The organism is Paenibacillus sp. Y568 (genome assembly GCF_059445545.1).
This window is the reverse complement of the sequence record NZ_JCAIUM010000014.1, coordinates 1-14,371: the sequence shown is the minus strand read 5'-3', so window position 1 is coordinate 14,371 and position 14,371 is coordinate 1. Positions and strand designations below refer to the sequence as shown.

Sequence of the window (14,371 nt, the reverse complement as noted above, 5' to 3'; positions counted from 1 at the left end):
AGCGAAAGATGAAGTAAGTACTTACAAATGAAGGAGGACAATGATCAGATGAAGCAAATAGAACATATGAGGGGCGATGCGAATAGAAGAGGACAGTCAAGTCGATGCTCCTGAATTGTGCGCAGCATTTGCACAAGCTGCAGTAGCCCTTGGAGCACAAATAAAAGAGTTTACTGAGGTGAAATCATTCCTTCAGGAGTGTGGAGCGGATCTCTTCTTGCACAGGTTGGAGTAACATGTCCAATTTATCCGGTTAAGGGAGAGTGTTTCTCTGTTTTGAGTCATATCCCACTACTTCAATCCACAATAGTTAGTCACGGATGCTATTTAGTTCCGAAGAAGGGAGGACGTATCGTGGTTGGAGCAACGGCGAACGCACATAGCTATGATCGAAGGGTATCTCTAGGTGGCATCTCCAAACTGTTAGATGCAGCGAAGCGACTCTTACCAGATATTGTTGACGCAGAGTGGGAGCGTGTTTGGAGCGGTTTACGTCCACAGACACTGGATGGGTTACCTTATTTGGGTGAACATCCTCAGTGGAAAGGATTATATGTTGCAACAGGTCACTATCGTAATGGTATTCTACTTAGTCCAATGACTGGGAAGCTTGTAGCAGATTGGGTCGAAGGAAAGAAGGAAGAGGAGCTTTCTCTAGAGGCTTATCGAGTAGATCGGCATGAGAAAAGTGTGCTAGACAAGGAAGGGGCTCCAGTATGATGATCGAAGTTAATGGAGAACGAATTGATATTCCTAATGATTGTAGGAAAATGGCAGACGTATTAGTACATTTTGGCTTGGAGAACAAGATGCTTATTTTCGAGTTGAATAAGCAAATTTTAGAAAAATCAGATCATGACAAGACGCATTTATCGGATGGAGACCGAGTTGAGATCGTTCATTTTGTAGGGGGTGGCTAACATCTGGAAGATAGCTACAACAGCAGAAGAGGCGGTTCGGAGTGCTAAATTAGCGAAGGCATCTGGATTATGCGATATGATTAAGGTTGAAGTGATTGGGGATTGGAAGACGCTGTTACCCGATCCAGTGGAGACGTTAAAAGCCTCAGAGATGTTATTACATGAAGGATTTATCGTTCTGCCCTACACATCAGATGATGTGTTGTTAGCCAAAAGGCTACAAGATTTAGGTGTTCATGCCATCATGCCGGGTGCGTCACCCATTGGAACAGGTCAAGGTATCATTAATCCGTTGAACCTATCTTTTATTATTGAGCAAGCAACAGTTCCTGTCATTGTGGATGCAGGGATAGGAAGTCCTGCGGATGCAGCATTTGCTATGGAGCTTGGGGCAGATGCCGTATTACTTAATACTGCTGTTTCAGGGGCACAAGATCCGGTGAAGATGGCCTTAGCCATGAAACTTGCTATTACAGCAGGTAGATTAGGATTCGAGGCAGGCAGAATTCCGAAGAAAAGGTATGCCTCCGCAAGTAGTCCGATGGAGGGTTGGAGTAGTACTTAAGTAGAGTAACTTTTGTTTGTTACTAGCGTAATTCACATGATATCAAGCAGCCTAGCGGAGAGATCTGTCTAGGTTTCTTAGTGATGATTTTACCGTTGATGAAGTTTGTACCATTATTTGTTATATTTAGTAAAATGATAATAAAGGATGGGGTAATGATGATTCGGTTATGTGGTGTAAATGATATAGAGACAATCTATGATATTATTAATGATGCTGCGCAAGCCTATAAAGGAATCATACCTAAAAATCGATATAAGGAACCCTATATGACTCTAGATGAATTAAATGAAGAGATTAATGATGGAGTGTTACTTTGGGGATACGAGATAGATAATGAGATTGTTGGCGTGATGGGATTGCAAGAGAAAGGCGAAGTTTCACTGATACGTCATGCTTATGTACGAACAGATCAGCGTAGTAAAGGGATCGGGGGGAATTTATTATCTTTTTTGATTAGATATACGAAGAAGACCATACTGATCGGTACTTGGGAGTCGGCATTCTGGGCCATCGGATTCTATGAGAAATATGGATTTCAGGTTGTATCTAAGGAATCTAAAGAGAACTTATTACGTCAATACTGGCATGTGCCGTATGAACAGATTCAAACATCTGTCGTGTTAACAAATGAGCCTAGTTTTAATTGAATTGTATTAAGGAGGAAAATGCATGATGAAAATAATAAAGCAGTATCTACCTAGTATCTTGATCGCACTTGTCGTATCCATTGGGGTTCGCACCTATGTCGCAGAAGCAATGAAGGTACCTACGGGGTCCATGATCCCTACGATTCATATCAACGATCATCTGATTGTGGAGAAATTAATGTGGATTACAAATCTAAATCACGGAGATATCATTGTATTTCAAGCTCCAACAGAAGATAAGAAATATGTTAAAAGATTAATTGGATTACCTGGTGATGAAATTGAAATAAAAGAGGGAGAACTCTATCGCAACAACCAGATGGTGAGTGAACCCTATATAAATGAAAAAATGAATTATAACTATGGACCTATCGTTGTACCTGCAGATAAATACTTTTTCTTAGGTGACAATCGGAATAATAGCTTTGACTCCCATGCGTGGGTTGATCCTTTTATAGATAAGGAAAAATTGATTGGAAAAGTCATGATTGAAATCCCTACACATGCTTGGTTCGATTAACCAATAGGAAGGAGTCACTCCAGTGATGAGTCAGTTCGTTCAAGCCCGTTCGAAAGAAATCCTATATCATGAACAATTCTATGCAGAGACAGAGCTTTTTGAAGCAGGTAGTTGGTTGGCGCGCCCCGTAAAAATAGTTATGGATACCTTGAACTTACTCAATATGGCTAATATTTCGGTGTTGGACTTAGGATGTGGGGTAGGACGAAATAGTATTCCTATCGCTCAAGAGGTTAAGAATAATAATGGCACGGTTACTTGCGTAGACCTAATACCCTCTGCCATTGATTTACTTCATAAGAATGCGTTGAAATATGAGGTTGAAGATATTATCGTAGCGGAAGTTGCAGACGTTGAAAAGTATGATATGCCCACAGACAAATATGATTATATCGTGGCTTGTTCCTGTCTTGAGCACGTAAGTTCAGAGGAAGCATTCCTATCTCAACTAAAACAGATGCAGACAGGAACAAAGAATAACGGGATTCATTGTATATTAATGAGCACAGACGTTAAGGAAATCGAGGTTCATTCAGGATTAGAGCATCAGGGGCTTATCGAATTAAATCTGACGACAGAACATGCCTTCTCGTTATTAAGGGATACATACCATGATTGGAACATCGTGAAAGAACATCAAATACAACAAGAAGTGATTGAGAATATAAACGGTACCGAGATTATTTACAGAAGCCAATGGATTACATTTGTTGCCGTTAAACAGATACAGATTCCATAAAATGATGTTAAAGAAATAAAAAATTGAAGACATGTGTCGAACATGGTATGATTTCTTGACGTGTCCTTCTAGTGGAAGAAGGAAATTATACATGAATGAATCCCAGCAGATGAGGGTATGGAGGAATTGAAAGTGGAACCATTTCAACAGAATAAGGATGCATGGAATACGGGAGCGTATCAAGCTTGGGTTAATCGCTTCGGTACACCGAATGAAGCAGCACAGAAGATCATAGCTGATCCAATCAAAAGAATTGGTAACGCGTTCGAACATATGAATGGTGTCAAAGATAAGAAAATAATCAATCTACTTGGATCAAATGGAAATAAAGCCGTAGCGCTAGCCTTATTAGGTGCCGATGTTACGATTGCTGATTTCTCTGTTGAGAATGAAACGTATGCCTTAGAATTAGCAGATGCAGCCAAAGTTAAGGTTGAATATATTGTCTCGGATGTACTGAAGTTACCTATGGACAGGTTATCTGGAACGTTCGATATCGTGTTTATGGAGTTTGGGATTCTTCATTATTTTGAGGACTTACGCCCATTGTTTAAAGTGGTATCTGACCTTCTTGTTCAAGGTGGTCGATTAGTTCTGCAGGACTTCCATCCGATCTCAACGAAATTGATTTCATCAAGAGGCACAACAGCTAATATCAGAAAGCATAAAGTTACGGGTGACTATTTCGATACATCTCTTGAGGAAAAAGAAATATCATTCTCTAAATTCACTCCTTCTGAGAATAAAGAACCTGTTGTTCAGACTGTTCGACTAAGAAAATGGACCATTGGAGAAATTGTAACAGCCGTTGCAAGTGAAGGGCTATTTATTAAAGTCTTTGAAGAATTACCTAACCTTTCATCTGATGTATTCGATAAAGGTATCCCGAAGACGTTTACCATTGTTGCTGAGCAAATGTAATCTAAGGATTAACGGAAATTGAATACCACTTACGTGGATGAAAATTATAAACCCTACCGTGAATATAACGGTAGGGTATTTGTATTTTCATATTATATGTTATGGTATAATTTACCTCGAAATGGTTGGGCGAAATCACTATTCTAATCTACCAAAAATCGAAAGGAAAATGATATGGAGGAGACTAATGAACGATAGCTATTCCCAGTACTAGAAACTGAGAGATTGCTACTAAGAGAGATTCAGATTCAAGATGCGGCATCTATGTATCACATCTTTCCATTCGAACGCTAGAGAAGCAAGGATTTAAGAAGGAAGGGTTACTAGAAGAGAGTACGCTTTTTACAGAAATGTATATCAAGATCTATGGATGCTCTCATTATTAAAGAAGAATATTGCATAACTACATAAGGGAGAGTTACGAATGGAACCAGAGTTAATAGAGGAGCAATATAGAAATCTCACGCAAGATTATTCTGGATTAGGTGGGTGGTTAGTTCTAGTATAGATCGGATTATACTTCAGCTTGATTAAGTTGTTGGTACGGTTGTTTCAATCAATAATAATAATTTCTTCTGACAATTGGGACTTATTCACTTCGAAAGAATCAGAGTTCTATCATCCATTATGGAGATCTTTTCTTACATTTGAAATTGCGTATAACATTTTGTTTATATTGTTTATCGTGTATATCCATTTTTGAAGACGAGATCAATCATCGAGGACAGATTCGTTTAATTAGTAAGAGAACATAGTATAGTTTCACGCTCTTGCCGGAAGGGGAATATGATGAAAGCATTAATACTAGCTGCTGGTTATGCAACAAGGCTCTATCCAATCACGAGAGATAAACCTAAATCATTATTACCTATTGGAAACCAGACTATTCTAGATTATATGATAGATCAATTAGAACAATTAAATGAGATATCTGAAATCTACATTGTAAGCAACGATAAGTTCTATCAGGCTTTTGTGGATTGGGCTAATTCAAGAAAGACCACTACAATCATTAACATCATAAATGATGGAACAACTTCTGTAGAGAATAAACTAGGCGCTATAGGCGATATTCATTACGTGATTGAAAAAGAGAAAATACAAGATGATCTTATCGTGTTAGCGGGAGATAATATATTCACATTTGATCTTAAGGATTATATCCATTTCTTTCATGAGGAATATAGAGACAGTATTTTAGTTCAACAACTAGATCGATTGGAAGACCTGCAACGTGTGGGTGTCGTAGAATTAGATGCATCGTGCAGTGTGTTATCTTTTAAAGAAAAACCGAAACAACCGAAGACCAACATAGGTGTGTTCGCCATCTATATTTATAGACAAGATACGTTACCGTTGTTCAAGCAATATTTAAGTGAAGGTAATAATCCAGATGCACCTAGTTATTTCCCGGAATGGTTGCATGTCAGGAAAGAGGTCAAGGCCTATTTCGCCAATGGAGATAGCTATGATATAGGGACTCATGAAGCATACAAGGAAGTTCAAGAACTCTTTAATATTTCAAAGTAAACGAGGCGAAGAGGCTTATGATTACTATTTATGATTGGTTTGGTTATGAATTGCCTATTAAGGAACGTTATCAGTTAATAAAAGAAGCCGGATTTGATGGTGTTTTATTATGGTGGAGTGAAGGGTTTGGCCGGACCGATGATTACCGCAATGGCCCACAACTTGCGCGGGAAGCGGGTCTTGTTATAGAAAATATCCACACACCCGTCCAACATGAAAACGACCTCTGGCTTGACAATCTGGAAGGTGAAGCCTTAACTGACTGTTATTTGCAATGTGTTGCAGATTGCGCCGGATTTGAGATTCCGACAATGGTGGTGCACCTGCCTCACGAAGATAATCCATATAACGCATTGGGACTCGATAGAATCAAGAGAATCGCTGAAAAAGCTGAACAGTTTGGTGTCAATGTTGCGTTTGAGAATTTGAAAAATATTACCAATTTGGCGTATATGCTGGAGCAAGTGAATTCCCTACGTATCGGATTCTGTTATGACAGTGGACATCACTACCACTACTATCCGAATAAAGATTTATTATCCATGTATGGTTCCCGGTTGATGGCAATCCATTTACATGATGATAACGGAAGCTATGCCCAGCACGGGTTACCCTTTGACGGCACGATTGATTGGTCTACAGTTATGAAAGAAATTGTGAGAACGGGTTATTCCGGTGCGACTGCAATAGAAGCTATGAATTGGGACTATGAGGATTTATCGACTAAAGAGTTTTTACATAAAGCGTTTGAGCGAGCAATAAGACTAGAAGCATTAAGGGGTTCCTATGAGTTCATCTAAAATAAAATTATTTTTAATTCTGAATGTTATATTCCTAATTGTGGGCTGTAATAATGGCAATAAGGAGAGAGCTGTTAATGAATTCTCAATCTATTTGGTAAAAGACTTATCTACAACTGAAGCTATGAGTAAAAAGCTTGATGATCTTCCACTAGAAACAATACCTGTGCTTACCGATAAGGAAATTAGAACATATAATTGGACAGAACATGAATTTACAATGAAGGAAGGCATTAGTTTAGAGGGAAAGTTAGAAGCGAAGGTACCAGCAAGCGGTAAACCTTTTGTTGTAGTAGTGGGAAATGAAAGAATATATCTAGGGACTTTTTGGTCCCATTTATCTTCTCAATTTTTGGATCTTGATATTCCGAGTATTGCTTCTAATTGGCTTAAAAAAAGTGATAACGATATTTACAAAATAGACTCTGGAAAAATTCAAGATCCTAGAGATGATACTAAAATATTTGAGGCATTAAAAGAATTAGGGACAGTTATTAATTTTTAATTATTCTATTGAGTGCTGAGTACTAGCAATTTGAAATCTAAAACAAAAAAGAATCGCCGCTCACTCCTAAAATGGGAGTGGAGCGGCAATTCTTTATTTGAGAAGTATTTATGAATGATCTTAACTGTTGCCATGTCAGAGGCTAGATAAACAGCCTATTTTAATATGATTGTTTTGTCACCACTTAATGTGTGTAAAATAACTTCAGTTTCATATACCCAAGTTGGACTTTGAATATTAAGCAGATCCATAGCTTTATTATCGTGAGTATCTCGTACCATTATATTTAGATCTGATTTATCCAATTTCGTAAGTAAGAGTCCCATAAAAGATTTTCTGTAAAATTCATAAATAAAAGTAGTTTCACCTAAAGTAGCTGATCGATGTTTAATCATGAGCGTTTCTGTTCTTCTGGGTGAATGAATATTATCATATTGCCAAGAAGATAGAGAATTAAAAATAAGCACAATAACAATATATATGCCTAGCACAAAAGAGAGAAATGAGGGTAGGATATATAACCACCATCTGTTATAAGTGAATGCTATAAACATTAAAAATCCAATGTTAATGATTAGCGGTATAATGTAGCCACTCCCTATAAACAAGCTCACACTATAATGATTGAAATGTGCAAAAACATAGAGGAGATCAAGTGCAAATATCAAAACTGCAGTAATAACAAATGGGTGATATTTAGGGGAAGTTTTATCTTGCATTCATGCCTCCTGAATTCGATTGATTTAAAAATACAATGAATCATAAGTTCTAAGTTAATTGAGCATTTTGCATAATTCATTTTTCAAGAGAGAGACAAGGTTAGACCTCATACTAATTGAGTTTTTGAGAGAGTGTAGGCGTAAATGGACAGACGGGCAGAATTTTCGGAAGGTTGAAAATTTAAGCGGCGTTTGTGACTCGTTGTCTCGATACAGCCAGCGCAGTAGCAAGAAGCACAATCGCATTCAAATATTGGTGAGTCGTGACTTTTTGAATGCCCCAAACATGCAATTGGTCTGCGGTTAAATAAGTCTTCATACAGAATTACAGCGTTCTACACTGGTTCGCTTGTTGTAGAGTTCCTTCCAGCCCCTGCTTTCTCGGTGCGGCATCGCATAGCGACGAAGGTCTTGCTGAGTGTCGACCTTGACCACCATCCCATAATTGGAAGTCGAGCAAGCTACCATACCCAAAGGGCACTCGACTTTTCCAGTGGCGTGCGGACAACGGAATTTCAAACGTTCGTTCTCCTGACCCCAATACGTCATCGTAAACCCCATCGAACAGCAAGGTGTTCCTTTGGTTGTCATGCCTGCAGGTGGTTCCCTTTCATTCCGTGGATTCATTGGAATAATCGCTTGGGTGGGGGGCCCTCGTCCCCATCGTTCACATGTGCGGGTGTAACTTTTAGGGCAATCGGAAGTTCACTCTTGGTATCGACGGCCAGATGCAGTTTGTAGCCAAACCACTTGACTTTATTGCCAAAGGTGTCGAGCTTCACTCCCAGTTGGCATTGCCTGTAAGTTCGCTTTTACGTTTCGGTTCCTTTTTCTCATAGGCGTGGATGGCTGCGCTGTCGATGGCAATATGGGTTCCGTCATTGAGTTCAGTTTCCTGGCACTGAGAGACGAGATCCTCAAACAACCACTGCGCAATACCTTTTTGGGTCAAATCGGTAAACACACGACTCAAGGTTGCAATGGAGGGCGCGGATCGATCCAGTCGTAACCCACACTGGTAACGGAAACGAAGGTCAAATTCGAGTCTGCGTTGCAAACCGGTGAACGTGTCGATGTTCTCCAAAGGGGCAGCGAGCAACGCGCAGAGAATTCCTTCGCGGCAGTGGCCATCCGCTCCTCGGGGTGAAGGATTTCTCAATTTTTTCGCGTAAGGACGAAGGTCGAGTGCACTGAAAAAGATAGGTAGTCGTTCTTTAGAATCGATTTTTTGCAGTTCCTCAAAGGAAAATAGACTTTCTTGGAGAATATACATAGTGACTTCACTCCCTTGGGTTTTCTCGTTTGGTCACTTGAAAACTTCTCCAAGTTGGGGTGAAGTCCTTTTTTATGCTCAAAAATCCTTTGTGTACCAAGGGCTTAGATTAATGCAAAATGCTCAATTATATACTGATCCTTAAATTGTTAAGTGACATTAATTTAACTAATAAATTAGAACAACAAAAAACCTGAATAAAGATCCATTCAGGTACAAGAATCAGTGAGTATTAAGCTGCTAATTTATTTCAATTACCTCACCAAGAAAAATAACGTTATAACACCTCAAGTTTCAAATTATTGTGGGACATTTACTTTTGTACCATCTGGATAAAAAATATCTCCACGAACAGGTGTATTTATTTTTGTTCCATCAAGATTGAAAATATCAGTACGAATTGGATCATGGCTATCATAATTCTTTAATCCTTCTACTTTTATTGTATTATTACCGAAGGAGGAGTATAACATTAAACTAAATATACCTGCTATAATACCTGGAATCAATAAAAAATTTCTCAATAAAACACACCTCCATAAATATAACAATAATTTATAATGGTAAATAATTCAATTTAATTAACACTATCTTGTTGAATAACATACTCTTCAATGACATTCCACATCGAACCATCTAGGCCATGTGTTGCGCCCAATTGTCTCTCTTTTTCATCTTTTCATCGGGTGTCTTGTTAACGTATCTCCATCTTATCATATATTTGGAAATTTAATGCATGTAAATTACTATTCGTGCGTTTTTCTTTTTATTTACTATACCTGCAAATACGGCTGAGTTTTTAAAGTCCTTTTTAATTTCGGATTATCAACGATTTCAGATAGTTTTAATATATTAGAGCATCCCATCCGTTTTTTTCCTCAACTCCGTTTTCTTCATCCATATATAACCATACCCTTCGATCCCTACACTATTTAAACGTGTATGTAAATAGGGAAGCAAGGAGCGTATATCATTTTGGGTAGTAATCGCTTCTATAAGAGCTTGCTCCTTATCAATAGAGGTATTAAAATTAGCTGGAGGGTTGCCTTCTCCAGTGTAAAGAATTCGGATATATTCCGTACTAATGGCGTTTGAACGCCGCATTTTTTATTATAACCATGAGAGGGGTCAGTAATAATCAAATGAAAAATTATGGTTTTCCCAGTAGTTATAGGTGACTATTCGATATCCGCAGTGGTCTTGTTTTAGTTCTTCAATCTAAATTTATATGGACCTTCATAAGTATAGAAAATGACTGTATTTTCACTTATCCACTCCGGTGTTTCAAAGCCAAAAATTTCGTTTGGAGATAGAGGAGAAAAGCGTGGACCCTCAATTTTTATTACATTTTTTGAAAGTTCTTTCATGAAAAGTCCCGGTTTATTTTGATATATTCTGTAGCTTGAGAAGCGTGCATCGCCAAGATCACTCCGATATTTAATGATCACGGATTGACTCTTTTGTGGAGAATAAATTTGTACGTAACGATAGTTGTGAAATAATTGGGTGCCTAAGCTTCTTATTAATAAAAAAAAGCATATTAAAATAGCTATAATTATAACTCCTAGAATACTTCCTTTACTTTTACTGACTAATAAAAGTAACATGCAAATATTTAGAATAATAGGAATTAAATTATTACTTTTATTAAAGACAACCACGTAATAGTCTCCTCCAGTTATTGTTAGAAAGAATAGAATAATGTCCATTGCCAGTACAATAATTATAAAAAAAAGTAAAACTTTTCTTCCAATGCTTGATATCATGGCTCAAACTCCATTTCTTAGTATAATGGTTTTCAATTTTATAATAGAACTATACCTAAGCTTGCTAAACCGCATCAAACGGTATAAGTGGTATTTAACATCATTCTTGCAATTTATCAATGTATTGATAGAATAACAAATAGGAGTCACGGATAGATTTAGCAGATATCTCTTCATCATATAGTCATGAGGAAAATGTGGTAGCTAGCCATTCTCCAAGTACACCATTGATTCGATTCATCGAAAGTCCTTTTTCCAACAGATTTTATTATCTCTTGGACATATATCTTTTTAGCAGGTGCATTCTTCTCCTTCAACTGATTTTCTATCACGATCAACGCTACCCTATGCAAATATACAATTTTCTAAGTTTTTTTATGATCTTACTTAATTGTTGAAATCGCCCTGGCACGTCCCCATTATAAAGAAGCAATTTAATTTCTGTCTCTATAATTATTCTAACGTTAGTTTTGTAGAAAAGTTTAAGAAACATTGTTAGATATCCGAGCAAATGTTGGTTTCTTACCGCTTGCGCTATTGCTCCATCTAAGTTAATCCTACTGTTCTATGATGAAATATAACCATTAATATTTCAATAAAAGGAGGATTAAGAATGCGTTATGTAATTATGTTTTTTATGTTTGTTTTTTTCTTACTGGTTGTTCACAGCAAAATAGTTCTAATACAGTTAAGAGCACTAATATTACTAACTTAAATTCAAAAAATGATAGATCTTCTACCGATGAGAACGTGAATTCTACGAACGCAGTTGTCTCTATCGACATTTCCGAATATATTAATGATGTTAAATATGATTTCATTCTACAAGAATTAGTAAAAAACTTAAATGCGATTACAAACAAAGATAAAATATCATTTGAAGAAGGATTCGTCAATGAGATCAGTGCCAAAGCCAATCTATTTTGGATTGAAACTAAAGAAATTCAATATAGTTTTTTTGGCAAGCCAGAGATTATAGATAGAGAGGCTGATCTTAGTAGAGTAGATATTTATGTTCAATACAGGACTAATGGGAAGGACGAAAAAGGTACTACTTTTAATTTTGTGAAAAATGATCTAGGGGAATGGAAAATAGCTCAGATTGATTAAGTTCTGAAATTTACACTTAAAAGTTTAACAGCGGATAAAAACGTAATCAAAATATTCTCTGAAGATATAACTAAGTACGGGACAACAGCTTAGTAATCAAACCCAAATTTGAAAAAAGGAGTGAACAGATGAAAACTATAAAAATATGGATTGAATTAGCGCTAGCAATAGTTATGATTGTTGGATGCACCAATAAGACCGAGATATCTAACCCAATTGAGGAAAATTCGCAAAATAATCTAAAAGAAAAGACAACAAATGGCGGAAAAATTGATTTGTTACAATACTATTCTCCAAATCAAGAGGGAAGAATAAAGATGACTTCAAATAGAATTACATGGTCAGACAAAGATGTTACCTTTATAGCCGATAAGCGAGATGCCACAGAAGAAGAAAAAGCTGAAAGTATGTTGAGAATCAGTTCAATAACTGTTGCGAAAGGGAATGAAAAGTACAAAATTCAAGTGAATCCAAATCCTATTGATATTTACTCGGTATCTTTATCATCCTCAAATCAATATTTAGCTGTTTCTCTATATTACAATTTTGGGCACAAATTAATGTTAATTGATCTATCAAGTGGAGAATATTCTATTTTAAATGATATTTTAAAATCTGCGGGTAAAGGAACCGTTGAAAGCATCAGTGCAAATAATTGGTCACCTAACGGGAGAAAACTAGCATTTAGTTATGGTAAGATATCTGAATCGAAATTAGCTATATTTGATGTGGAAGAAAGGAAATTTAATTATATATCATTGGGAAAAGATTATTTAGGTATTTATCGGATTATGTGGAGCAAAGATGGTGCCCACTTTGATTATATAAGTGATTTTCCACAGGAATCCTTGAAATTAAATAGATATAACATAAATGAAAATACAATAGATTTTATAAGTGATATTACTGATGACGAATTAATGAATTTAAAGAGAGTTGGGTCAACTCAAATTTTAATGGATAATTAAATTTAGTGGCATCTGAAATCCGAGTGACTCGTGCTGTTGCTGAGGGAGCTCCAGTGAAGATAATATAATATTTATATATATATCTAACATCTATAATTTAATGAGTGTCTAATGAGAGGGGTTCTTATGAGGTCATCCAAAATAAAATCACTTTTAATTCTGAATGTTATTCTATTCCTAATTGTTGGCTGTAATAATGGCAATAAGGAGAAAGCTGTTAATGAATTCTCAATCTATTTGGTTAAAGACTTATCTACAACTGAAGCTATAAGTAAAAAGCTTGATGATCTTCCATTAGAAACAATACCTGTACTTACCGACAAGGAGATTAAAACATATAATTGGATAGAGCATGAATTTACAATGAAGGAAGGCCTTAGTTTAGAGGGGAATTTAGAAGCGGAAGTACCAGTAAGCGGTAAACCTTTTGTTGTAGTTGTTGGAAATGAAAGAATATATCTAGGAACTTTTTGGTCCACGTCCTCTTCCCAATTTTTAGATCTTGATATTCCGACGATCTCATCTATGTGGCTTAAAAGATACGATAACGATATGTACAAAATACGCTCTGGAAAAATTCAAGATCCTAGAGATGATACTAAAATATTTGAGGCATTAAAAGGATTAGAGAAAGTTATTAATTATTAATTATTCTAGTGAGTGCTTAACTGTCGACATGTCAGAGGCTAATATGATTGTTTTGTCACCACTTAATGTGTGTAAAATAACTTCAGTTTCATCGACCCAAGTTGGACTTTGAATATTAAGCAGATTTATAGCCTTATTATCGTTAGTAGTATCTCGTAAAAAAAATATTTAGATCCGATCTATCCAATTTCGTAAGTAAGAGTCCCATAAAGTATCTCTGTAAAATTCATAAATAAAAGTAGTTTCACCTAAAGTAGCTGATCGATGTTTAATCATGAGCGTTTCTGTTCTTCTGGGTGAATGAATATTATACATATTCCTAATAGTTTTCAATTAGTTTAAAGTGTTAATATAGTTGCTTGGGTGATGTCTTCGTACCCGCATGGCTCTTGTGTTAGTTCTTCAATCTAAATTTATATGGACCTTCATAAGTATAGAAAATGACTGTATTTTCACTTATCCACTCCGGTGTTTCAAAACCAAAAACTCCGTTTGGAGATAGAGAAGTATAACGTTGATCCTCTATCGTTATTTCCTTTTTTGTAAGTTCTTTCATGAAAAATCCCGATTTCATTTGATATACTCTGTAGCTTGATAATCGTCCATCCCAAATGTCACTCCGATATTTAATGATCACGGATTGACTCTTTTGTGGAGAATAAATTTGTACGTAACGATAGTTGTGAAATAATTGGGTGCCTAAGCTTCTTATTAATAAAAAAAAGCATATTAAAATA

Annotated in this window: 18 protein-coding genes and 2 pseudogenes; 14 read left to right on the top strand and 6 right to left on the bottom strand. The window is 36.4% G+C overall.

Annotated features, from left to right (window positions below; translation table 11 throughout):
- The first annotated feature begins 76 nt into the window (after positions 1-76).
- From AC1D7X_RS18430 to AC1D7X_RS18380, 11 genes and pseudogenes are all read left to right on the top strand, one after another.
- Entirely contained in the window at positions 77-235 is a 159-nt protein-coding gene (locus AC1D7X_RS18430; RefSeq protein ID WP_495475866.1) for a hypothetical protein, read from the top strand.
- On the top strand, positions 199-720 hold the full coding sequence (locus AC1D7X_RS18425) for an FAD-dependent oxidoreductase (RefSeq protein ID WP_495475865.1): 522 nt from the start codon (positions 199-201) through the stop codon (positions 718-720). Before AC1D7X_RS18430 ends, AC1D7X_RS18425 begins: the two co-directional genes overlap by 37 nt.
- Complete coding sequence (thiS, locus tag AC1D7X_RS18420; RefSeq protein ID WP_495475864.1) at positions 717-920, top strand: sulfur carrier protein ThiS; 204 nt, start codon at positions 717-719, stop codon at positions 918-920. The genes AC1D7X_RS18425 and thiS overlap by 4 nt, the downstream gene beginning before the upstream one ends.
- A gap of 13 nt (positions 921-933) precedes the next feature.
- Positions 934-1,485: pseudogene (locus AC1D7X_RS18415) on the top strand (thiazole synthase); the annotation flags it as partial.
- Positions 1,486-1,640: 155 nt separating this feature from the next.
- On the top strand, positions 1,641-2,135 hold the full coding sequence (locus AC1D7X_RS18410; RefSeq protein ID WP_495475863.1) for a GNAT family N-acetyltransferase: 495 nt from the start codon (positions 1,641-1,643) through the stop codon (positions 2,133-2,135).
- A 22-nt stretch (positions 2,136-2,157) separates the two neighbouring features.
- Complete coding sequence (gene lepB / locus AC1D7X_RS18405; RefSeq protein ID WP_495475862.1) at positions 2,158-2,655, top strand: signal peptidase I; 498 nt, start codon at positions 2,158-2,160, stop codon at positions 2,653-2,655.
- Between the two features lie 25 nt (positions 2,656-2,680).
- Entirely contained in the window at positions 2,681-3,394 is a 714-nt protein-coding gene (locus tag AC1D7X_RS18400) for a class I SAM-dependent methyltransferase (RefSeq protein WP_495475861.1), read from the top strand.
- Positions 3,395-3,526: 132 nt separating this feature from the next.
- Positions 3,527-4,315: a class I SAM-dependent methyltransferase gene (locus AC1D7X_RS18395; protein ID WP_495475860.1), complete on the top strand. Its 789-nt coding sequence runs from the start codon at positions 3,527-3,529 to the stop codon at positions 4,313-4,315.
- A 786-nt stretch (positions 4,316-5,101) separates the two neighbouring features.
- Entirely contained in the window at positions 5,102-5,845 is a 744-nt protein-coding gene (locus AC1D7X_RS18390; protein WP_495455655.1) for a nucleotidyltransferase family protein, read from the top strand.
- Between the two features lie 17 nt (positions 5,846-5,862).
- Positions 5,863-6,645, top strand: a complete 783-nt coding sequence (locus tag AC1D7X_RS18385; RefSeq protein WP_495455656.1) for a sugar phosphate isomerase/epimerase family protein — start codon at positions 5,863-5,865, stop codon at positions 6,643-6,645.
- Positions 6,632-7,150: a hypothetical protein gene (locus tag AC1D7X_RS18380; RefSeq protein ID WP_495455657.1), complete on the top strand. Its 519-nt coding sequence runs from the start codon at positions 6,632-6,634 to the stop codon at positions 7,148-7,150. Before AC1D7X_RS18385 ends, AC1D7X_RS18380 begins: the two co-directional genes overlap by 14 nt.
- Before the next feature lie 155 nt (positions 7,151-7,305).
- On the opposite strand, the gene AC1D7X_RS18375 is transcribed toward AC1D7X_RS18380, so the two are convergent.
- The 5 genes and pseudogenes from AC1D7X_RS18375 to AC1D7X_RS18355 form a co-directional block, all read right to left on the bottom strand.
- Positions 7,306-7,869 (bottom strand): hypothetical protein, encoded by a 564-nt coding sequence (locus tag AC1D7X_RS18375; RefSeq protein ID WP_495455658.1) that lies wholly within the window; start codon positions 7,867-7,869, stop codon positions 7,306-7,308.
- Positions 7,870-8,050: 181 nt separating this feature from the next.
- Positions 8,051-9,142, bottom strand: a pseudogene (locus AC1D7X_RS18370) (transposase).
- Between the two features lie 299 nt (positions 9,143-9,441).
- Positions 9,442-9,666 carry a hypothetical protein gene (locus tag AC1D7X_RS18365; RefSeq protein ID WP_495455659.1) on the bottom strand — a complete coding sequence of 75 codons (225 nt, stop codon included), beginning with the start codon at positions 9,664-9,666 and terminating at the stop codon, positions 9,442-9,444.
- A gap of 328 nt (positions 9,667-9,994) precedes the next feature.
- A complete protein-coding gene (locus AC1D7X_RS18360; RefSeq protein WP_495455660.1) occupies positions 9,995-10,246 on the bottom strand; it encodes a hypothetical protein in 252 nt (83 codons plus the stop codon).
- A gap of 101 nt (positions 10,247-10,347) precedes the next feature.
- Positions 10,348-10,908 (bottom strand): hypothetical protein, encoded by a 561-nt coding sequence (locus AC1D7X_RS18355; RefSeq protein WP_495455661.1) that lies wholly within the window; start codon positions 10,906-10,908, stop codon positions 10,348-10,350.
- A gap of 750 nt (positions 10,909-11,658) precedes the next feature.
- On the opposite strand from AC1D7X_RS18355, the gene AC1D7X_RS18350 reads away from it, so the two are divergent.
- The 3 genes from AC1D7X_RS18350 to AC1D7X_RS18340 all read left to right on the top strand — a co-directional run bounded on the left by AC1D7X_RS18350 (position 11,659) and on the right by AC1D7X_RS18340 (position 13,634).
- A complete protein-coding gene (locus AC1D7X_RS18350) occupies positions 11,659-12,018 on the top strand; it encodes a hypothetical protein (RefSeq protein WP_495455662.1) in 360 nt (119 codons plus the stop codon).
- A 128-nt stretch (positions 12,019-12,146) separates the two neighbouring features.
- Complete coding sequence (locus AC1D7X_RS18345) at positions 12,147-12,986, top strand: TolB-like translocation protein (protein ID WP_495455663.1); 840 nt, start codon at positions 12,147-12,149, stop codon at positions 12,984-12,986.
- A gap of 126 nt (positions 12,987-13,112) precedes the next feature.
- Positions 13,113-13,634, top strand: a complete 522-nt coding sequence (locus AC1D7X_RS18340; protein WP_495455664.1) for a hypothetical protein — start codon at positions 13,113-13,115, stop codon at positions 13,632-13,634.
- 394 nt (positions 13,635-14,028) lie between these two features.
- On the opposite strand, the gene AC1D7X_RS18335 is transcribed toward AC1D7X_RS18340, so the two are convergent.
- Positions 14,029-14,371 (bottom strand): hypothetical protein (locus AC1D7X_RS18335; protein WP_495475859.1); only part of this gene is annotated, 343 nt, incomplete at its 5' end.